The sequence below is a fragment of the Shewanella phaeophyticola genome, from assembly GCF_025398315.1.
GTDB classification, from domain to species: Bacteria; Pseudomonadota; Gammaproteobacteria; order Enterobacterales; family Shewanellaceae; genus Shewanella; species Shewanella phaeophyticola.
This window is the reverse complement of sequence record NZ_JAODOQ010000001.1, coordinates 2,765,227-2,788,247: the sequence shown is the minus strand read 5'-3', so window position 1 is coordinate 2,788,247 and position 23,021 is coordinate 2,765,227. Positions and strand designations below refer to the sequence as shown.

The 23,021-nt window shown below is 46.5% G+C and carries 8 protein-coding genes and 5 pseudogenes; 5 read left to right on the top strand and 8 right to left on the bottom strand.

Features of this window, described 5'->3' with window-relative positions:
* The first annotated feature begins 2 nt into the window (after nucleotides 1-2).
* From rimK to N4T56_RS12875, 3 genes and pseudogenes are all read left to right on the top strand, one after another.
* Nucleotides 3-909, top strand: a pseudogene (rimK, locus tag N4T56_RS12885) (30S ribosomal protein S6--L-glutamate ligase).
* On the top strand, nucleotides 909-1,919 hold the full coding sequence (locus N4T56_RS12880) for a succinylglutamate desuccinylase/aspartoacylase family protein (RefSeq protein WP_261733516.1): 1,011 nt from the start codon (nucleotides 909-911) through the stop codon (nucleotides 1,917-1,919). The pseudogene rimK and the gene N4T56_RS12880 overlap by 1 nt, the downstream one beginning before the upstream one ends.
* A 283-nt stretch (nucleotides 1,920-2,202) precedes the next feature.
* Entirely contained in the window at nucleotides 2,203-2,892 is a 690-nt protein-coding gene (locus tag N4T56_RS12875; protein WP_261733515.1) for a fumarylacetoacetate hydrolase family protein, read from the top strand.
* A gap of 69 nt (nucleotides 2,893-2,961) precedes the next feature.
* On the opposite strand, the gene N4T56_RS12870 is transcribed toward N4T56_RS12875, so the two are convergent.
* From N4T56_RS12870 to N4T56_RS12835, 8 genes and pseudogenes are all read right to left on the bottom strand, one after another.
* Nucleotides 2,962-3,219: a hypothetical protein gene (locus tag N4T56_RS12870; RefSeq protein WP_261733514.1), complete on the bottom strand. Its 258-nt coding sequence runs from the start codon at nucleotides 3,217-3,219 to the stop codon at nucleotides 2,962-2,964.
* A gap of 27 nt (nucleotides 3,220-3,246) precedes the next feature.
* Nucleotides 3,247-4,877 (bottom strand): annotated as a pseudogene (gene pfaD / locus N4T56_RS12865) (eicosapentaenoate synthase subunit PfaD).
* Nucleotides 4,878-4,895: 18 nt separating this feature from the next.
* Nucleotides 4,896-10,690: pseudogene (locus N4T56_RS12860) on the bottom strand (hotdog fold thioesterase).
* Nucleotides 10,687-11,508 (bottom strand): annotated as a pseudogene (locus tag N4T56_RS12855) (PfaB family protein); the annotation flags it as partial. The pseudogenes N4T56_RS12860 and N4T56_RS12855, both read right to left, overlap by 4 nt.
* Before the next feature lie 11 nt (nucleotides 11,509-11,519).
* Entirely contained in the window at nucleotides 11,520-12,572 is a 1,053-nt protein-coding gene (locus N4T56_RS12850; protein WP_261733513.1) for a PfaB family protein, read from the bottom strand.
* Nucleotides 12,559-12,759 carry a hypothetical protein gene (locus tag N4T56_RS12845; RefSeq protein ID WP_261733512.1) on the bottom strand — a complete coding sequence of 67 codons (201 nt, stop codon included), beginning with the start codon at nucleotides 12,757-12,759 and terminating at the stop codon, nucleotides 12,559-12,561. Before N4T56_RS12845 ends, N4T56_RS12850 begins: the two co-directional genes overlap by 14 nt.
* A pseudogene (locus N4T56_RS12840) lies at nucleotides 12,756-20,954 on the bottom strand (phosphopantetheine-binding protein). Before N4T56_RS12840 ends, N4T56_RS12845 begins: the two are co-directional and overlap by 4 nt.
* Complete coding sequence (locus N4T56_RS12835; RefSeq protein WP_261733511.1) at nucleotides 20,938-21,810, bottom strand: transcriptional regulator; 873 nt, start codon at nucleotides 21,808-21,810, stop codon at nucleotides 20,938-20,940. The pseudogene N4T56_RS12840 and the gene N4T56_RS12835 overlap by 17 nt, the downstream one beginning before the upstream one ends.
* A gap of 470 nt (nucleotides 21,811-22,280) precedes the next feature.
* Here N4T56_RS12835 and N4T56_RS22525 point away from each other — a divergent pair, with 470 nt between their 5' ends.
* Complete coding sequence (locus N4T56_RS22525; RefSeq protein WP_315903050.1) at nucleotides 22,281-22,622, top strand: class I SAM-dependent methyltransferase; 342 nt, start codon at nucleotides 22,281-22,283, stop codon at nucleotides 22,620-22,622.
* 24 nt (nucleotides 22,623-22,646) lie between these two features.
* A complete protein-coding gene (locus N4T56_RS22520; protein WP_315903049.1) occupies nucleotides 22,647-22,895 on the top strand; it encodes a class I SAM-dependent methyltransferase in 249 nt (82 codons plus the stop codon).
* Nucleotides 22,896-23,021: the final 126 nt, after the last annotated feature.

Genomic DNA, 23,021 nt, shown 5'->3' with positions numbered 1-23,021 from the left:
ACATGCAAATCGCCATTATGTCGAGAAATCGCAATCTTTACTCAACCAGTCGCCTAAAAGAAGCCGCTGAAGCCCGTGGTCATGAAGTGAAAATTATTGATCCATTAAAGTGTTATATGAACATCAACATGAATGCGCCTAGCATTCATGTTCGCGGTGAAGAGCTACCTAAGTTTGATGCGGTTATTCCACGTATTGGCGCTTCTGTGACCTTTTATGGTACTGCGGTACTTCGTCAATTTGAAATGATGGGCACTCACCCGTTAAATGAATCAGTTGCCATTACTCGCTCACGCGACAAGCTGCGTTCTTTACAGCTTTTATCACGTAAAAGCATTGGTCTACCGGTAACGGGTTTTGCCAACCAGCCTGCTGATGTGCCTGATTTATTGGACATGGTCGGTGGTGCTCCTTGCGTAATTAAATTGCTTGAGGGTACGCAAGGTATTGGTGTGGTATTGGCCGAAACCCGTAAAGCGGCAGAGTCGGTCATTGAAGCCTTTATGGGCTTAAAAGCCAACATTATGGTGCAAGAGTACATTGCCGAAGCTGGTGGTGCTGATATTCGTTGTTTTGTGATTGGTGATCGTGTGATTGCCGCCATGAAACGCCAAGCATTGCCTGGTGAGTTTCGTTCAAACTTACACCGAGGCGGTTCTGCCAGTCTTGTAAAATTAACCCCAGAAGAACGCTCAACAGCGTTACGTGCAGCGAAAACTATGGGATTAAATGTGGCAGGTGTTGATATTTTACGTTCAAAACATGGCTACGTTAGTCATGGAAGTTAACTCTTCACCCGGTCTTGAAGGTATTGAGAAAGCAACCGGTATTGATGTGGCAGAGAAGATCATTCAATTTATTGAAAAAAATGATAAATCAACCAGTGCCAAGACTAAAGGAGTCGGTTAATGGTAAAAAAGCACGAACCGTTTGTTATAGGTGATGTATCTGTTACCGCTGGGACACAATTAAGTGTCAAGCTGCCTGCTGCAAAACTGTATAACGACACACCAATGGATTTGCATGTGGAAGTGTTCCACGGCACTAAACCTGGTGCGACATTATTAGTTTGCGCAGCTATTCATGGTGATGAGTTAAATGGCATTGAAATATGTCGACGCTTGCTCGGTCGTGTGAATGCTAAAACCTTAACAGGAACCTTGTTAGTGGTACCGATTGTCAATGTGTTTGGCTTTATTCAACAATCACGTTACTTGCCAGATCGCCGCGACTTAAATCGCTGTTTTCCTGGTACTGCTAAAGGCGCTTTAGCCAGTCGCCTAGCGCATTTGTTTAGTAGCATGTTAGTTAAGCGTGCGACTCACATTGTTGATTTACATACTGGCGCTATTCACCGCGAAAACTTACCACAAATTCGTTGTGATACCGACAATGAAACCATGTTGGCCATGGCCAATGCGTTTGGTGCGCCTGTGGTGATGTCATCAAAAGCGCGCGAAGGTTCAATGCGTGGTTTTGCCAACAGCCTTGATATTCCGTGTATTTTATACGAAGCGGGTGAAGCGCTGCGCTTTAGTGATATGTCGATTAAATCAGGCCTCAATGGTGTCATTAATGTGATGCGTTGTATTGGCATGTTGAAAGGCAAAATTAAGGCGACTAACAGTGTCAATGCCAGTCGTAGCTATTGGGTGCGCAGTGAAGCTGATGGATTGGTTAATATTAAACTTAAATTAGGTGAGCGAGTGTCAAAAGGTCAGGTATTGGCTAACATCGTTAACCCTTTAGGTGGTGAACCATGCCCGCTTTTAGCACCGTCTGATGGTATTATTATTGGTAACAGTAATATTCCGGTGACCAATGAAGGTGAAGCCTTGTTCCACATCGCTCAGTTTACTGGCGATGAAATAGAAATTATTAACGATAACCTTGATGATTTTATGCAGGAATACGCTTAACCCATTAGTGCAAAAAGATGGATAACGTGTGCGCTCATGTTATTCATCTTTAACGCTTTAGTTAGCATGTTTTTAGTCTATTTTGGCTTCTGTTATTGAATTTTATCTGCTGTATAGATTTCCACCCCTCATCTCATATTTTCTTGAGAACTAAAAATTTTAATTGCTCAATGCCTTGTGTAACCCTTATTCTAAATTAACCTGAGCGACTCTGGTTGGTCACATAATTAATGGAAATGGTATTAATGTGTTGTAGAAGTGTTTTACTTCCGATGAGGTTAATGTGAATTTACCCAATGTAGTACTAAAACAAACCGAGCAGATTTTAGCCGTTACACCATCAAAAATTGTCTGTATTGGGCGTAATTACGTTGACCATATTCATGAATTGGGCAATGACATTCCCGATGAAATGGTGGTGTTTTTAAAGCCGAGCTCTGCCATTACTGACACCTTACACAGTGAAATGGGTGAACCCCTGCATTATGAAGCTGAGCTGTGTTTTATGGTTAAGGATGGTCAATTTAGCGCTGTAGGCGTTGGACTGGATATGACCAAGCGTGAATTACAGGGCAAACTCAAAAAGCAGGGTTTACCGTGGGAGCGCAGTAAAGCATTTGACGGTTCAGCATTGTTTAGCGAATTTATTCCCATCACATCAACGCAGCAAAATTGGTGTTTTCAATTAACCATTGATAACGTGGTGACTCAACTTGGGCACCAGCAATTAATGACTTACCAGCCCAATGCCATGTTTGCCGCCATCAGTGAGTTTATGAGCTTGAATGACGGTGATATTGTGATGACAGGTACCCCAAAAGGCGTTGGCACTGTTTTGGCCAATACATCGTTTGAAATCAGCCTGTGGCCAAATGTGCCGTTTGAGGTATTTGAAATAGCGCTGTCTGGTGATAAATCGATGGCTCAGCTTTGTGGCTCAGCCATGTTAGTTAAACAGTGGAAGGCAGTTTGAGCATAAAAGCAAAAAAGACCCTCTTAACGTAGAGGGTCTTTTTTATTCATTGCTAATATCAGTTCGGCATTATTTCAGTAATGCAACAGCTTCCATGTCAAGCTCAATATCGGTACAGCCTTTCGCGCAATAAATGCCGGGGGCTTTTGCAGCTGGCTTGGCATTTTTACTGTTTGGTGGCAATTGCAATGTGAGTGGTTTATTGCAGTCGGCACACGTGGCGCTGTTGCCTTTTAGCATGCGCTTTATCAGGTTTTTTTGCTGGTTGAATGACGCCAACGTTGAACCATTTACCGCTGAAAAATCGAGTTTTTGTTTGTCGCTCATTATCGTTCCTATTATCTCGAGTGCAGGCTACTTCACTTGATCTGCAGGGCGCCAGCGCTGCAAGGCAACTGGTAGACTAACGCCTTGAGCCGATCAATAAGTTTACTCGTGCTAAGTAAGCTGCGCCATGCATTAAGTGTTTGGCTAAATCGACTGCATGTCGTTGAGTATAGTCATCTAAATAACTGCCTTTTGCCCAGGCGTTAAATGCGCCAAGGGCTGAGCCTGCCCAAATTTGATAATCCATTTCACGGCCGGTTTCACCCGTGTTTGACCAGCGGCTTGACAGCCCAAGGTACCAGCGGAAAATTAATGCCATTTTGCGCTTAGGGTTATCTTTAGCGCGCTCGATTTGCTTAGGGTCGCGCTCATTAAAATGTGCCACGGTACCGGCTTCCAAATATCATCTAGGCTTGAACGAAATACTTGTTTTTCAAGCTTTTCACGCTCATCAGCCGGAATGGCTTCTATTGAGTCATAACGAGTGTAAATTTCGTATAACTTGTTTGCGCGCATCGGGAAGAGGGTGCCGCGTTTCACCACTTGCAGTTTTACGCCCATTTCGAACATATCGGCCGCAGGTGCCATGGTCACATCGGCCATTTCTGTGGTGGCCAATAGCTTACGGGTGTGTTCACTAGCGCCGGCTTCTACGCAAGCCTGGTTAATTGAGCCTGTGACAATAAACGCCGCGCCCATGTTAAAGGTTGCCAAAGCCGCATCGGGCGTACCCACACCACCGCCGGCACCGACGCGAATAGGGGTTTTGTAATTGTATTGTGCTTGGACTTCATCTTTTAGCGCCAAAATGGTAGGCAGTAACGTCACTAATGGACGGTTATCGGTATGACCACCTGAATCGGCTTCCGCGGTAATGTCATCGGCCATCGGCACTAATTGGGCTAACTCCATTTGCTCTGGCGTGATAAGGCCTTCATCCACTAGTTGTTGCAGTATTTTGGCCGGGGCAGGCTGCATAAACTTAATTGCCACTTCGGTGCGGCTAATTTTGGCGATGACTTTGTTGTCTATTTGAATGTTACCTTGAGCATCACGGCTTAAGCCTGCTGCGCGGTAATAGACAATTTGCGGTGTTAAGCCCAAAAAGGCTGAGGCTTCTACGGTGCGCACTTTGTGTTTTAAAAATAGCTCTACGCTACCGCGCTCTAGGGCGGGCTCACTTGGGCTATGGATTAAGTTAAACGCATAGGCCCATTTGGCAGGGCTGCTTGAATACGCGTAATGGCTTGCTCAACCCGTGATGGGATAAGCCCTGCAGCACCAAATGAGCATAAAATCCCAGCCTGACCTAATGCAATAACCAGTTCTTCAGATGAAATACCATTGGCCATAGCTCCAGCGTAATAAGCGTATTTAACCCCGTGCACTCGGCGGAAATTACTGTCACCTAAACTTTGGGTGCCAAGGGCGGGGGCAAAGGCGCTAACAGGCAGGGCGTTAACGGCGGTGATGGTATCGGTCACTACTTGAGCTTGTTGTGCAACACCTAAACCCTGCTGAGCATCGTTCACCACATAACAGGCTTGTGATAAGTCTTTAAGCTTTTTGTTCATTCCTGCAGGGTCAAAACTGACGTGCTGCTGGCTCACTTGCCAAGGCCATGGAGAAAGCTTTTCGTTTTTTAATTGGGTTGTCATTATTGTTTCCTTGAAAAGCTAGGCTTCTTCAATACAAATAGCGATGTCTTTAACTTCGTAAATACGTAATCCATCTTTACTTAAATTGGCATCACCGACGATGATGCGTTTACCGTTTTCGTCTTTTACTGCGCTGATGTGCACATCTAACGACATTTGTTTGTTAAGCGGATTAATTTGGCCGCGGTATTTCCATTTTATATCAGACAAAATCTGGCCGAATTTAGGATTGGTAAAACCGGCACCTAAGTCGTTAGTAATCGCGTAAGTTTGCATTAACTCGATGATAGCTTCAACGCCTAATGAACCCGGCATCACCGGATCTTGATGGAAATGGAATTGGAAGAACCAATCACTTGGGTCAATGGTGCGTGATGCAGCTAAATAGCCCTGATTATACTTGCCACCGTTATTGACGATTTCAGCGGTGTCGATAAAGTTAAGCTGACCACCCGCTAAGCGGTAATGAGGCTGGTGCGCTGGTGCATTAAACACCCGTGATTGTTTGTCGAGCAAGTTGACTACCGTGTCGGCTGTGACATTGTTGTCGACATGCCAGGGTTGGGTAATTTTACCATTGTCGATACCGAGCTGGTTTTTAAGCGCGTCAGCTTTAAAGTAGCCAAACACTGCGCCACCTGTGTAAAACGGTTCACCATCGACGCTTAAATCAAAGGTAAAGTTTTGAATAATATTGCTGCCCGCAATCACGGTAGACAGTAAACGTGAGTCGTTAACGATGGTCTTGCCGCGTAAATCCACATGGCGTAATAAGGTGCCATGACCATCTAGGTTGCGGAAAAACAACTCCTGCCCTGGGAAGCCCAATGTGGTGCCCATATAGCCTGAAATAAAGCCATTGGGTTGTAATGAGATTTCCATTAACACCGAATATGGCATTACCGCCTGGTGGCTGTTTTTGGCAAAGTACCATGCATCGGTTGGCACTTCATATTCAGCAATACACGATGATGGTTTTTTCAATTCGCCGCGCTTACCATTAATGTCGATAACACGGGTGGTTAACTGCAAATCACCGCAAGGTGTACGCGGCGGGATTAACCCTTTATAGATGCTAAAGTCTGGCTCAAAGCATTTTTCGATGTCGCCTGTGGCAAACTCAAACATATGATACGGCGTAAATGGCAGGGTATCAGGCACGCGGTTTGCGTATTTAGAATTAGCGCTGACTTGCGGTGCTTCAACATGTTTAAGCGGAATAACGCCTTTATTGGTTGGCGCGCTGGTGTCGGCTATTTTCGCCATTAACGGGGCGATATCTTGCTGGTTGGCTGAGCTGTTTGTGCCAGTCGGTGTTTGATTTGTTGTATCTGCTGTTGACTTGGTGCTGGTATTAGCCATTGAGTCGCCAAGGTAGCGGGTGCATTGCGCTTCTTCTTTGATCATCACCCCAAGGTTTTGAAAATCGACCACGACTTTGCCATTAAGCAAAATATCAATATTGGCTTTAGCATATGGACGTGGTGAAATACCGATTTCGGTCACTTCCATACGGTAAGTTAACTCGCCGTGTTGCGGTAACACCTGGCCACGACAACGCACTTTTTGTGAGGCATTTTCGAGCGGCTGGAAACGGCCGTTTTCAACTAACGTATGCATACCAATATGCAACATAAAGAATTGCAGTAATTGGCCACAACCTTCAGCCATTAACGAACCCGCCATTACCTGATCGCCCTGGAAATGACACGGGAAATACCAATGGTCTGGGGCTAATTGTTTGTGGCCTTCAACTAGACCAAGACCCCATGTGCCGCCGCTCACTTGTAAATTGCTTACGCGCTCAATCATCAAGAACTTTTCAGACGCAAAACACAGCGACTTTTGCATGCCCGTTTGCAGTTGATGGCCAACGTGTTCGCCGCCAAAACAGCTGCCAATATCGCCGGTTAATAAATGGTGGATTTGGCCATAATCAAAAGCGGTTTGTGCGCAGTGTAGTAAGGGGGCAAATGTTGGTTTATTTGGGTTGTTAAGCACTTGTTGGCGCAGTTTAAGCTCATCTTCGGTTTGGATAACGCCCTTGCCATCGGACAATTCTTTATCGGTAAAGAAGCCGGCGCAACCGCCGTCCATTTTCAAAATCATCTTGTCGCCAACGAAACATTCGTACGAGAAGAAAAACAACAAGGTGTCGCCATTGCGGGCAAAGTTGTTGATTTTAATGTCATAACGCAAAGTGTCGCCACCACGGGGTAAATCCCCTAGGAAGGTCAAGGTGCAGTCGAGTAAGCGATAAACCCGCTCGCCTTTGTTTTCAAAATCGATGCCTAAATAGCTAATCAGCATTAAATCGCACTGGCCAGACTCAACCGCGACCGCCCAGGGAATTTGACCGTCAACCAGATACGGCGCATCAACAGGGATGTCATATTCTGTGGTCATTGAGCAAGGTTTGTATTGATTCATAGTGGCATCAAGTTTTGTTACTCGAGACACCAGTAAGTAGTCGGTAGTGGGTAAGCGTACGCGGCGTGAGTAGCTGTCGATGATGGCATAATCTGGTAAAATACTTTGGCGATATCACCTTCGGCATATTCCACTAAATCGGCGTAGTTCCAAATACACGGTTTATTCGCTGGAATGGGGGCTGTGTAAGCCGGAACCTGCGCATGATTAGGTTTGCGCTCTGCCAGTACCGGTTGAGCTTCAACGTTTTGTTCAGCTGGCGCTTTGGCTGTAAACGCAGGTGTTATTGTTTGTGCGCTTGTGGTCGATGTTATCGAGGCCAGTTGTGCTTTTAATAAGCTGTCGGCGACTTTTAACCCTGCTTCGCGACTGGCTAAAAAGGCTAAATGGGCTTGTTGTGCTAGCCATTGGTTTTGCTGAAAAACCGTTAAGTGCGCGGGTGGCGTTTGCCTGACTCATAGCTTGAGTTGAATGAGTCTGATTTTCTGTTTGCGGCTGCGTACCTGGTTTATGTGCGAAATGGCTTGCGGGCATAGTGGGCTCGTTTATATTCATTTTTGTTGGGGCTTGTTGCACTGAAACGGGTTTAATCGACGCGCATTGGCTAACAATGTTGTCGATTGCAGCAACTTGGCTGTCGACAATATGCTGATAGATATCTCGGCCACCTAAACTGACTTGTTTAATCAAGCTCAGCTTGGCACTTTGCGTTAGTTGTTGTGTCAGTGGCAGTGTTACGCGGCTGGCAAGCGCCTGTTGCTGTAATGTATTGAGCGATAAACCAATGCGTGAGTATTGATTTTCACTGGCACTAATCCACCTGTGCACTAATGTCAGCTTGTTGTATCTGCTGGCTTTGTATAAGCGCATTGAGCAAGCTTGCCATGCCTGAAGCGGCAAAGGTATGGCTATCATCACATGCTGCGCGCTTGTAATGCTATTTGGCTTAGCCAGTTGAGTTAACTGGCTGGTTAATTGCTGTCCAAAATTAGACTGTTGGCAAAGTGGTGCTATGTTAAGTTCGCTAATATCGCAGGCTTGCTCGAGCTTAAGTTGATCTTGCTTGGCAAACTGTACGTCATTAATACTGGCAAAGCTGTCGGTTGGATGATTTTGCTGTAATACAATCGCACCAGCACCTTCACCTAAGTGGGTTGTGCTTGCCTGCGTTCCTGCGGCTTGCAGGTGTGCATTGTTGAGTAGGCAGTTTTCAATGCTGCCAGATAAATCAACCGCTGCAATAATCACTGCATCTAATGGCTCTTGTAGTGAGCCCATGGCAAATAAGTTTTGTGCCACATCAATACAGCGATTAACTGATTGCTCTGCAGCCGAAATGGTAAAGGCTGGTAGCCGTTAAAGTCCCATAGCGATGAAATCCGCGACGCCATAATATTGCCAATAAAACTGGTGTACTGGTTTAATTTGGCGGCATCGAGCACGCTGTCCATGGCGATGGCTTCTAGCGCCTGGTATTCATCGTCACTGAGCTTAACGCCCTGGGCTGCCAGGCTTTGTGCGAGCTGGCTGTGTAAGTTTACTCGTCCACGGAATTGATGTAATTCTAGCTCGGTTTCCATGGCCACTAGCACGGCCACTTTGCTGCCGGGTTTTAGGTTGGCATTCACAATGGCTTCATCGGCGACTTTTATCAGTAACAACTGCTGCGAAATGAGTCTGTCGTCTTCATTGGGCGGCACTTTAAAACGTAAAAAATCAAAGTCGAATTGATCAATGTAAGCGCCCTGAGGCACGTGTTCAATACCGTATTTGGCTAATAGCTCTGGATGCTTGTTGATGCCTTTCCAGCGCTGAGTCGGCAATGGCGTAAACAAATTCTGCTTGGCACGAATACGCTCAGCAAGCTGATTAATGCTACTGCACTGGCCAAAGTGGGCTGCCATACCGGTAATGTGCATTGGCTGCTCGCTGGCGTTAACCATTTTACTTGAGGTTGGCGATTTTACCGCTGTTTCAGAGCAGGATTCTAATAACAAGTGTGCGTTACAACCACCAAAACCAAAGACTGACACACCAGCATGACGAGTGCTATTACCGGCTTTATCTGGCCAAGGGAGGACTTCATTTGGCAAGGTTGCTTGACCAAATAAACCGTTAGGCGAACTAATAGGCGCGCTGATATTAATACTCGGTGGTAACACACCTTCACGCATGGCAAAAATCATTTTCATGATCCCTGGCATGCCTGCGGCGGTGAGTAAGTGGCTCAAATTAGATTTAGCCGAGCCAATTAATGGCGTGGCACTGCCATTGAGTTTATCTTCAAAAAAGCGCTCCATTGAGGTTAACTCAACTTTGTCGCCTAATGGCGTCCCGGTGGCATGGCATTCAATTACTTCAATGCTGGCAGGGGTAATGCTTGAGTCTAATGAGGCGGCTTCACGGTAGGCTCGTTCGAATGCTTGCACCTGGCCTTTGCTGTTTGGGCTAAGCACAAACTGACCTTTACCGTCGTTTGATAAGCCAATGCCGCTGACGAGGGCATAAATATGGTCGCCATCGCGCTTTGCATCTTCAAGACGTTTTAGCACTAATACGCCAGCACCTTCACCGGCAAATAAGCCTTTGCTGTTGCTGTCAAACGGTGCTGAAATGCCGTGGTCTGGATAGGCATGAAATATCGAAAAGCCCATATTGATAAAAAACGGATCTGCGCCAGACACTGCGCCAGCCAGCATCATGTCGGCTTTGCCAGTATGTAAATAATCACACGCCAGCTTTAAAGCATAAACCGAGCTAGCACAGGCGGCATCTAGGCTTAATTGCGCGCCGCCAAGGCCTAAAGCATCAGCGACTAACTTGGAGGCATTGTGAGCTACTGCGCCATTACGCCAATTATATTGCTCGTTTTGTGCGGCTAAACCAAAGTTTTGCAATACAAAGTTGGGCTGCTGTAATTTGGTTTGTAAGGCTTTTTCGACCACGCTGTGGTAAAGCGGTACAAACAATTGGTTTGATTTTGCCGTTGGAAACGACAAAGGTGCCCATCACAATACCGGTGCGCTGTAAGCCTGGATGATGAAGATCGGTAATCCCTGCATCTGCTAACGCATTACGTGCCGTATCTGTGGCCATAAAAAGCTGTCGTCTAGGCCGTCAAAAGCATTGCTATCGATATGATAACCATCAGGATTAAAGCGAAAGTTTTGAATATATCCGCCTTTGTCGCAATAAAAACGATCTGACTGACCCTGCACACCAATATAGTCTTCTGGTGATGCATTAAGTTTTTGCGCGTTTATTGGGCTACGCGAATCTTTTTTGTTGACGAGGTTTTGCCAAAATTTTGCCGGAGTGTCGGCATCGGGATATTGATTGGCTAAGCCTACAACGGCTATCTTGGGAGCAGCTTGAGAACTCAATGAGGTTCTCCTTCTAATAAAGTGTCACCATGCTCAACAGCAAAGCTGTTGGCGGCAATGAATAAGGTTTGTTGTTCGATGGCTTCGTTTAAGCTTTGCATAAACGGGGTTAATGACATGGGTACTCTGTGAGTCATTAACTGGGCTAAACATTTCAATAAACTGATGATGTCGTCTGCACCTTTGGCATTAACCGCCAATGCTTGCGCCTGCACATAGGTTGTTTGTTGGCCAATAATTTTATCGATTAACGTCGCAGTTTGTCTGTCGGCGCCTATTTCAACAAATAAACGGCAGCCCTGGCTAATTGAGTCGCTGATAAGCTGGCTAAAGTCCAGCGGATGACAAAAGGTGTCGGCAATCGACTGGGCAATAGCGAGCGAGGTTAATTCAACTGGCTGTGTTTGCGCGGCCGATAAAAACTGAGTCGATGAGGGCAACGCTGCTAAAGGCTGCAAGTAAAACTGCTTTACATCCTCAATTATATTGAGCGCAGCAGGGGTGTGCATTGCGGTGACTCTATTGGCGGCAATGCCACGTTTTCCGGCTTGTTTAAGTAATGCTTTACAGCTTTGCTCGCAGCCGGCTAACACTAAGCTGTCGCCTTGCACAATGGCAATGTAAGCGCGAGGATAATCGGCTAAATGCGGGCTAAGGTCGGCAACGGTAGCGCGGGTAACAAAACTGTTCCACACAATGGGTTCATCATTGGCTAATTGCCATGCTTGTCTCACACTGCGCAACTCGCCTGAAATATCTTGATTAAAAATACTGCTGTTTTGGGTGGCTTCAATCAGTTTTTGTGGTGTTTGCCATACGCCTAAACTGGCTACATGGCGGCTTCACCCATTGAATAACCTAAAGCGAAGCGTGGTGTTATGGCAAATTCATCCTGCAATATTTTACTCAGCATGTAACTTGCGCCAACACCTGCAATGGCAAGCTCACTGAGGCTCATGTGGTTGTTGTTTTTCTCTTTCGTCGTATAAATCGCTTGGCTTTGCAGCATTGCAGGCAAGTCACCTTCAGCCTCTAAGCTGGCAAAGACTTGAGGGAACACATGGCCTAATTGGCTAAACATCTGCGGGTACACCGTGCCGACACCTGGGTAAACAAAACTCAGCCCGTTGGCTCCTAATGGCGAAGCGGTAAAGCAACTGCCTGCTGGCGTTTTGTAGTGAAACGTTTTGTTAAGCGTTGTCGTATTTTGTGTTTGCTGCGCCTCAATTGCCGCGAGCATGGCGCAGGCTTCTTGTTGTAAACCGCTTTGATTCGTCGCCATTAACACCAAGGCATAGGGTGCTTGCGATTGATATTGCAGCCATTGCTGGCGAATAAATTTAAGCAAGTTTAGCTCATCGCGTGGCTTGATTAGTGTGTCGCAAATGGTTGTTAATTGCGTGTGTAGCTGATCAATGTTTTGTGCTGATAGTGGCAGCATTAATCGGTTTGCTGCTAATAACGGTTTAGCACTACGTAATTGACTGCCCTGTGTAAGTACTAACGCGAGCACACCGATGTTGCTTGGGTAACACAAGCTGGCAACGCGGCTTTGATGGGCTGGCGTAAACCAAAAACCTTGACTGTTCGGTACGCGTCGATAGGCAATGTCTGCGACAAGTGTGACCAATGCATTGAGTGCATTATTAGCCTGAGTTAACTCTACAGCTTGAGGTTGAACATGTTGTCTTTTGGCATGAGCGAGTGCTTGAACTATGGCTTGCTCGCTGTTATCACCGCAACCTATGCCGTTTAAATATGCATGGGCATGAATGCCATTTTTTGCAGCCGTCATTGCTGACATAAACCACAGTTTATCGCCGATATTGACGATATCGCAGTGATGATGTGCAATAAGGCTTGCGGCATCAAGCAAAAGCATCTCGAGTAGCTCCAGATGCTAATGCAAGATGCTTAATGGACAGTGTGTTGTTATTGGAGAGTGCTGGCGCAGCCAACAACAAGGCCAAGCGCATTGGCTTGGCTAGTTGTTGTTTGAGATCAACGGTTAACTGTTCGGTTAACGCTGCTTGCTGATCTACGGACATCACATTTACTGAAAAGGTCACACGCTGTCCTTGCTGTGCTGGTTTGCAGGCTGACTCTCATGCTGATTCTCATGTTGATTCTCATGTTGATTCTCATGCTTATTAATAAAGGCCTGATTCAGGGTTTTGCTAATGGTTATTTTGGCATCACGCATTTGGCAACTTAAACGCCCATCTTGATTATACAAGCTCACATTGGCCATTAACATTCTGCCGCTGTGTTTTAACACCTCAAGTTGAATGTAACCCTGTTCGCCACTGACAAAAGGCGCTACCGTGATAAATTGCCCCATTGATGATGGCAAACTGGCAGCATCGTATTTGAGCCTTGCCCAAACCAACATGGCCTGTAACAGCAAATCTTCGGCAAACAGTTGGCTGCCACCTGCGACTGATGATGGCGCAAAGCTGGGGCAGTCTACAGGATCAATTTGCGGTAACTTAACCTGGCACAACAGCTGTTCATCATCAAAACTCAACACTTGCTTAATACCCTGCAAACGCGGCTCCATGGAACAAGGTGCCATTTTGATACAAGCTATTGCCTTGGTGTATGGCAGTCATTTGTGACAAATTTTGCAGTACCGTTGCAGGTAATCTTGATGCAGTGATGGCCGAGTCTGTTAACGCGTCATTCGCGACTAAGGTAGCCTGATATTGCGGTTTCATCGCCGAGTTTGGCTCGTTTAACAAACGGCTCATTATTAACGCGCTTATGCCCGCGTCAGTTTGAGTGAGTTGCAACTGCAGTAAATGTGGCTGGTCGGTATCAAAAATAACCCCTTTGAGTAATTTATAGTCAGCAACGCTTACAGGTTGATGGCACAAAGCTTGTGCGGTTTCGCGCATCCACTGTATAGCGCACACTGTCGGCAACACTGGGTTGCCAGCAATACGGTGATCGTTTACAAATTCCAACTCATTACGCTGAAGCACACGAGTTACCGTAATGATTTTGCTGTCTGTAGCCAAATATGGCGCAGAAAACGTCAGCGAACCCTCTGCGTGTGGCAAAGTGTTCGCATTAGGCTTTTTTGCAGTAGCATCCTGTGAAGCTGAACCTTGCATATCTGAACCAATTAGCATTTGCACGCCTTGCGAGCTTAATAAGCTATGAGCAAATAAGTTGGCACCAGCTTCAAGCGGGATCACGTATACGCCACGTTCAACAAACATCTTTTTCAGTGCAGAGCTCACCATACCGCCGTCCCATAGGCCCCAGTTAAAGCTCATGACTTTGGCTTGGGGCAATTGTGCGGCCAATTTTAATGCGGTTTTATTAAGAATTTCATTCGACATCGCATAGTCGCTTTGACCTGTATTGCCATAAAACCCTGCCGCCGATGAGAACATGGCGACCAATTTGATCTCTTGTGGATCAAGCGCATTAATGATGCTCGTGATGCCAGTGACTTTAGTGCTGTAAACGCGATTCAGTTCATCTAAGGTTTTGTCTTGAATGTGTTTATCTGCTAATACGCCAGCGCCATGAATGACGCCATTGATGACTAACTTTTTATCGTTAGCATCAGTTAACGCTGCAAGTGCGTCGATAACGCCTTTAGCATTGCTGACATCCATCGCCACATATTGCGCGCTGGCGCCTACCTTGGTAAAGGCGGCGAGGGAACGGTCAATCTCTAAGCTACTTTGTACTGGCCACACTAATGCATCAATTTGCTTTGGTGTGGGTTTTTCGCCTTGAGATTGAATGTAACTAATGGCTGCCGCTTTCAGCTCTGAGGCTTGTTTACCTTGCGCCCAAGCTGGCATGTTATTGCCAAGGTGCTGACTACGACCAGCAAGTACAAAGTGTGATTTACTTTGTTTTGCCAGTGTAAGCGCACATTCAAAGGTGACACCTTTAGCGCCGCCAGTGACCAATATGTTGTCTTGTTGGGTTAACACTGCTGCTGGGTATTGCGAGCTGCCAGTTTTTGCTGCAATTAATGTTGCGCGGCCTTGCTGGCTAATGCCCACTTCGGTCATGCGTTTAGCACTGGGTGCTTCACCATTAACATCAAACAGTTCAGCAATAATGGCATTGGCAAATGTTTTGGCATCAATGTTATTGGCGATATCAAGCGCGCGGCAGAACACATTTGGCCATTCATGGCTTAAGGTTTTGGTGAGGCCAGACAGTGCCGCTTGGTTTAATTCAGCTTTACTTAGTGCTGCGCTATCTAGGTAGCCAAAGCCACCGTCGATACGGCTTACGGTAAAGTAACTTAAGCGTGATTGCAGGGGTTTAGTAAATTCAGCATGCAGATGTTTCGCCCATAAAAAGGCGTTATCAACAGCGGATTTTGCTGCCTCATTGCAGCTGACTAAGTCTTTGCTGTCAGCGTTAAACTGTGGCTGTAAGTGCACAAAGCCCGCAATGGGGTGTGAAGCACTAATCTCATTGATCACCTTGGCAATGCTTGCATCATCAATGTTGGTTAAGGCATAACTACTGATGTCGCTGCTTAAAGGCGAGTGAGCTGTGCTGATGGTTTCTGGGTTACGAATAACGGCGACGGTTAATCCTTTAGCATGAAGTTTTTCAGCAAGTACACCGGCATTATGACCATCATCTGTGATGACAATGCAGCTGTCTGTTGAATAACATGCATCTAGTTTATCCGCCGCTGGCAACTTTTTTAGCGCTACCCCGCTGTGTGGCGGTAAGTCAGATGTATCGATAACTTCAGTATTCGATGTTGCCGTAACGGTAGCAGAGGCTGGTGCGCCTAGCTTACCTTGCATATAGCTGACGATTTCACCTAAGGTGTGACACTCGGCTAAATCTTCTGGGTTGAGTTCTGGTAAACCCGGTAGCTCATCTTGCACCGTGCCTAAAATCTCTACGCGCTTGATTGAGTCGATACCTAAATCAGCTTCCATGTCCATGGTGAGTTCAAGCATTTCTGCTGGGTAACCGGTTTTATCGGCTACCACTGCCATCATGGTCGTGAGCACGGTTTCCGCGCTTAAGTTTGAGGCTTCGACTTGTACCGCTGGCGCTGCAGACACAGTTGAGGCTGACTCAGTTGAGGCAGACAAGGTCGATTGCATGTAATCAACAATCTCCCCCAAGGTGCGACACTCTGCTAAATCTTCTGGGTTAAGCTCTGGTAAGCCCGGCAGCTCATCTTGCACCGTACCTAAAATCTCTACGCGCTTGATGGAGTCGATACCTAAATCGGCTTCCATGTCCATGGTCAACTCGAGCATTTCGGCTGGGTAACCGGTTTTATCGGCAACCACTGACATCATGGTATTCAGTACGGTCTCAGCGCTTAAGCCTGATGCCTGAATTGGAGACGCTTGGACTGTTATCGCTTGAGTAGATGCGGCCACTGGGGGTGGCACTGTTGATTCCTGTACTGGTGCAAGCTTTGATTGCATGTAGTCAACAATCTCACCCAAGGTGCGACACTCAGCTAAATCTTCAGGGCTAAGCTCTGGTAAGCCCGGCAGCTCATCTTGCACCGTGCCTAAAATCTCCACGCGCTTGATGGAGTCGATACCCAAATCGGCTTCCATGTCCATGGTCAACTCGAGCATTTCAGCAGGGTAACCGGTTTTGTCAGCGACTACTGCCATCATGGTATTCAGTACGGTCTCAGCGCTTAAGCCTGATGCTTGAATTGGAGACGCTTGGACTGTTATCGCTTGAGTAGATGCGGCCACTGGGGCTGGCACTGTTGATCCCTGTACTGGTGCAAGCTTAGATTGCATATAGTCAACAATCTCACCCAAGGTGCGACACTCTGCTAAATCTTCAGGGCTGAGTTCTGGTAAGCCTGGTAACTCATCTTGCACTGTGCCTAAAATTTCCACGCGCTTGATTGAGTCGATACCTAAGTCTGCTTCCATGTCCATGGTGAGCTCAAGCATTTCGGCTGGGTAACCGGTTTTGTCAGCGACTACTGCCATCATGGTATTCAATACGGTCTCAGCGCTTAAGCCAGATGTTGGCACTGATGTTTGAGCTGGCACAGCTGACAACTTAGATTGCATATAATCAACAATCTCACCCAAGGTGCGACACTCCGCTAAATCTTCAGGGTTGAGCTCAGGTAAACTCGGTAGCTCATCTTGCACTGTGCCTAATATCTCGACGCGCTTGATTGAGTCGATACCCAAATCGGCTTCCATGTCCATGGTGAGCTCAAGCATTTCTGCTGGGTAACCTGTTTTGTCGGCCACCACTGCCATCATAGTGGTTAATACGGTATCGGCACTTAAACCTGATGTTGGCGAAGTTGTTACTTGTGCTACAGGTGCGCTAGCGGTTTGAGTCGATACAGACGCTGGCGCGGCAGACAGCTTAGATTGCATATAATTAACAATCTCACCTAGGGTGCGACATTCGGCTAGATCCTCTGGGCTAAGATCTGGCAAGCCTGGTAGCTCATCTTGTACTGTGCCTAAAATTTCCACTCGCTTGATTGAGTCGATACCTAGATCGGCTTCCATGTCCATGCCAAGTTCAAGCATTTCAGTTGGGTAACCGGTTTTGTCGGCAACCACATTCATCATGGTGAGCTGCACTGCATCTGCCGATAAGCCTGTAGATGCACTTGCTACTGGTGCCGTTGCAGGCATCGGTGCTGCTGGTTGAGCTACTTGAGCGATTGGCTCTGATACTGCTGCGGGTGTAGGTGCTGGTGTTGTGGCCGCGGCTGCAACAGGTGCTGGCGCAGCGGCTTGAGCCATTACTGGTGTTTGGGTTGCCGCAACAGGTGCTGTAACCGCTTGTGGCGCTGCAAGGTTATTGGCAAAGGTATTTACAGCGGCGGGTGCTTGCCCTTGTAACATGGCTAATGCAGCTTGGCTGGTTTGCGCTTGCAGTGCTAAAAACTGTGTGTGACTTTGCAGTGTTTGCGCTTGATGCTGGTGGAATAGTTCCATCGAGCGTTGCAAGCTTTCGGGGATAGCAACCCCTGATGATGCCATTTGCGCCTGGGCTGTCATCAGTTGATTAAAGGTGTCACCATACTGCTGTGGAATGGCTAAAAACTGTTGATGTAACGTAGCTGTTTGTTGCTGCGCTGCAAAAAATGCATTTAAACTGTCGTTACTTACCTTTGTGTGCGCTTGAGCTGATGTTTGACTAGCTTGCGCAGTTGCTTGTGTAAGAGGCGCTTGTGCAATGGGCGTTTCAGCTGATGCAGTAGGTGCACTGGCCACTTCAACATATTCGGTTTTGATCACTTGTTTTTCCACTATTTTTTCCACAATTTTCTCGACAGGCACTTCCACTGTCTTGCTGGTGACTTCGCCACTTTGCAATGATTTTTGCATCTTTGCTTGTGTGCTTGGGCTGATGTAGTTTTGCGCTGTCAGTTTGACGTTCATCGGCGAGGTTTTAGCAAGCTCTGCTATTGGCGCTTGATAAGGGTCAACCTCAGTTAATGCCACACCTAATACCGCTAATTGCGTTGCCGCTTGACGCAATTGAGTGTCGCTACTGCCTTTCGGATTAGGGTTTAGACTAACAACACTGACCGCTTCAGGTTTGTTGCTCAATGTGGCCTCAACCAGCTTTTGTAAAATGTTTTTAGGCCAAACTCAACAAATACTCGCGCGCCAGCATCGTACATGGCAACGAGTTGCTCGCTAAAATGCACTGACTGCAGCATATGTTCGCTAAAGGCGGCTTGAATTGCTTTGCCGTCGCTTGGGTGACGCTGACCTGTACCGTTGGCGTATAACGCCACGTTAGGCTTAGCAAACTTAACCTTGCTAATCGCTTTGGCAAACGGCTTTTGCGCGTGGCCAACTAAAGGTGTGTGGAACGCCCCTGATACTGGCAAGGCAATGGCTTTAAAGCCTAACTCTGCAGTAATGGCTTTTGCTGCATCTGCGCAAGCCTCTGTTGGTACTGCAATCACTAATTGCGTTGGCGCATTGTAGTTAGCGACTTTTACGCCATCAAAGGCACTGATACAGTTTTCTAACTGACTGACACCTTGTTCGGCTGCTTGTGGCGGCACAATGATGGCGTACATGACGCCAGGGTCTTGATCGGCAGGTGTGGCAGCCATGGCCTGGCCACGAGCAAAGGCTAATTGATAATAATCGTCCTGGCTGATAACCCCAGCTGCACATAAGGCTGACAGTTCACCAAAACTGTGGCTCGCGACCATGTCAGGGCTAAAACCGGCTTGAGTGAACAGTGCGTATTGGCCCATGCTGACCGCACCAATGGCGCTTTGAGCATAAGCTGTGTTGGTTAGTGCGGCTTGCTGCGCCGCAATCTCTTGCGCCTCAAAAGCCGGAATAGGGTAGATAACTTGTGATAATGGCGTTTGCTTATGCTTGGCAAAGACTTTGTCTGCTTGCATTAATTGCTGGCGCATTTCAGGGTAGAAACATGCAAGCTCGGTGGCCATGTTGACATATTGCGCCCCTTGGCCTGCAAACAATGCCGCCACCTTAGGTGCTGCTTTTTTATTGACTAAGCTGGCACTGCGATAACTTGCGCCAGAGGGTAATTGCCAGTTATCGGCATGATTGTTAGTTAACTGGGCTAGGGCTTGAGTAAGCTGCACGGTTAAGTCAGCAATTGACGCTACAACTAAGCCTAAACGTGCTGCTGTTGGCGTAATGTCAGAAATGGCAAAGCGCTGGGCTAGCTCGGTTAATGCCAATTCTTGACTATTGGCTTTGCTGGTATCGATGGCGGCTATTTCAGCTTGTAGCTCAGCCAATTTACTTTGCAGTGCCGCCTTGTTATCCGCACTGATTAACAAGCTTTGTGGCACCGCGCGTTGACGGTATTTGTCATTACGGGCGTGATCTTGACGGTACTCTTCCAACACGATATGGAAGTTAGTGCCACCAAAACCAAACGAGCTAATACCGGCGCGGCGCGGCGTGTCGTCAGGGCGAGGTAACCATGGGCGAGTTTCGGTATTGAGATAAAACGGTGAATCACTGATGCCCAGTTTTGGATGTGGCTTACTCACATTAATCGTCGGCGGTAATACTTTATGGTGCAATGCCAACGCCACTTTAATTACTCCCGCGGTACCAGCGGTTGATTTTGTGTGGCCAACCTGAGACTTAACCGAACCAAGCGCGATGTGTTGTTGGCTGTCGTTATCTTCAGCAAAAACTGATTTTAAGCCATTAAACTCGGCAACATCACCTGCAGCAGTACCTGTACCATGGGCTTCAATGAGTCCTACTGTATGCGGGGCAAAACCGGCATCATCATAAGCACGCTTTAATGCTTTGGCCTGGCCTTCAGGGCGCGGCGCATAAATACTCTTAAATTTACCGTCAGAAGATGAACCAATGCCTTTAATTACGGCATAGATTTTATCGCCATCACGCTCAGCATCTTCAAGGCGCTTAATCGCCACCATGCCAATACCTTCACCAATCATCATGCCTTTTGAATCAGTATCAAATGGTTGAATGGTGTCGTTAGTGGTAAATGCAGGGGTTTTTGAGAAACTCATGTACATCGACGGTGAGTTGTCGGTACAAACACCGCCGGTGATCATCATGTCGCTGCGCCCTTCCACCAGTTCGGTAATCGCCATGCGCATGGCCGCTAACGAGCCCGCACAAGCCGCATCGACGACACAGTTCATGCCGCCTAAGTCAAAACGGTTCGCAATACGACCAGCAATGACGTTACCGAGTGACCCTGGGAACGAGTTTTCTTCCCAGTGGATATATTGATCTTGAAACTTCTTAATCAGCATTTCGCTGTCGGCGTCACTAATACCACTGTTTTTGAATACTTTCTTGAGTACTGGGTATTGTAAGCGGCTGCTTAAGCTGTGGTTGATTTTTTGTCCGCCACCCACACCAAGGGTAATCCCGATACGGTCGGTATCGTATTGCGCATCGATTCCGGCATCGGCTAACACTTCTTTAGCGACCACTAACGACAACAGCTGCGAGGTGTCGGTTAACTCTAAAATGTTAGGCGGCAGGCCAAATTCCATTGGATTGAAATCGACCTCAGGTAAAAAACCACCACGTTTACAGTAGCTTTTATCGGGCGCAGATTTATCGGCATCGTAGTAATCGTCGGCGTTCCAATGGCTGTCTGGAATATCAACAATGGCGTCAATTTTTTCGCTGATTAAATCCCAAAATTTATTCAGGTAACGCGAGTTAGCAAAGATGCTCGCCATGCCGACAATGGCGACAGGCATGTCTTTTAAGCGTTTGTTTAAACGCTTGTCGTGATTACTGGATTGGCTCATATGAGTCTCCGCTTGATAACTGAGAGTCAGTTATCTGCTGTTGGGGTGCAGCGGCTTTAGATGCCTTTGGCGTTGCCGCTGATTGACTTGCTCCAGGAAAACGAGCAAGAAAAGTGTGATAGTTACGTACTAATAATTTACGTAAATGAAACGGTCCGTGCTTGAGCACATAAGCCATATAACGATTGCTCGCCTGAGTATGGCTGTCTTGATAAATGTCTAGATAAACCCAGTCGGTGTCAGCATCGACGCCCAATAACACCGAAGAAGCTTGCTTTGGACTGTATTGTTTGGGGATGCTTAATGATTCAACTTGTACTACATGACTGACACTGGGGAACGATAAAGTATCTGCCAGTGTTTGTGGGTTGACGGCATAAGTGACCACGTCAGTGCCCTGGGTAATGGGTAATTGATTAAAATAACGCTCAGGCACAAATCCACTGTCAACGTCATCAAGTTTTGATACGCCGTGACGTTTTAAGCAACGAGCTAAGCCGGAGCGAGAAACATTTGGATTAATAAACTTCTGGGTTATCGACAACAGTCTGTCTAACGGCATTTTGAGTTGGTATCGCAAACCGACTACCACATATTCTTGCATGGGTGACAAGGTCGTATTGAGTTTATGCGGTGTGTTAGGGGCATTATTGACTGAGTCGCGCTTACGCCATTTTCGGATGGTGGCTTCACTAATATTAAGTATTTTAGCGAGTTGACTGACGCTGTATTCGGATTGCTGAATAAACTGCCGCATTTCGGGGGTCGTCGTGGCATTACGGTGATTAACCGTTTTGGGACGTGACCGACCTTCAGGATACTTAGGTTCAGGATGTGAATGTATCTTTTTTGCCATCTAGACAGGGATTCCAAATAATCTATTGGGATGTTCGCTCGCTAGACTTACTCAAGTTAGCTCAAATATCCATTTATGCGTAGTAACAACAAGCAGATTACCTGAGGTTTCACTTCGATACAATCACCCGAGACTAAAAACAACGATGTCAGCTTTGATAGTCAATGTTGAAGTGCCATGAGAGCCCAAAATTGAGTCTGAAAAAGTAGGTTAGTAATGTTGTGATGTTTAGCGTTATCTTTTAATAAAACGGCCATCGACAACCTTGCTGACGGATAAGTATTGGGGGGTATCGCTTAAAGTGAATCGTCATTTGATATTTGCGGTTGAGATTAAATAGATTGTCTTTCCATTAGATTGCTATAGTCTGGTTAATCATACTTTTTGTTTTTTATCCCTGATACTTGGCCATTCATTACTAAAAGGCCGTCAAATGACAAGTCTTCGCTTAAGTTATCAAACGGTTGAGTTTGACTCCAATTGATATCCATCTTTGCACATTACGTGATAAACAAGAGTTTTATGATCCTAATGGTATGGCCGAAAAATTGGGTATATCCTCTGCTACGTGGCCGCTTTTTGGTGTTGTGTGGCCATCAAGTCTAGTACTTGCGCATCATATTGATGATTATCACACCGGCAATAAACGCATACTTGAGATAGGTTGCGGCATGGCATTGAGCAGTTTGTTATTAAACAAACGTCATGCTGACATCACCGCGACAGATTATCACCCTGAGGTGGGAAAGTTTTTGCTGCGAAATACTGAGCTAAACCAAGACAAACCGATTCATTATGAACAAGCTGACTGAGCCAGTGATCAAGATCATTTGGGGTTGTTCGATTTAATTATTGGCAGCGATTTATTATACGAAGATGAGCATGTTGAGTTGTTAGCTCACTTTATTAATGCCCATGCCAATGATGTTTGCGAAGTGATTTTAGTGAATCCTGGCCGCGGTAAAAAAAACAAGCTGTCAACCAAAATGATTGAGCTAGGCTTTAGTTCTGTTCATCAAAAACCATTACACACAGATTATTTACCAGAAGCATTTAAAGGTCATATTTTGACATTTTTGCGCTAAGCTTATTGCCACCAAAACGGCATGATACTCAGTATGGTGTTATCTTTGTATTAATGTCGTCACGCAGCAATAAACTCCCGTTATCATATATTCTAATGGTTTACTTTTTGGCTCTGTAACATTGCT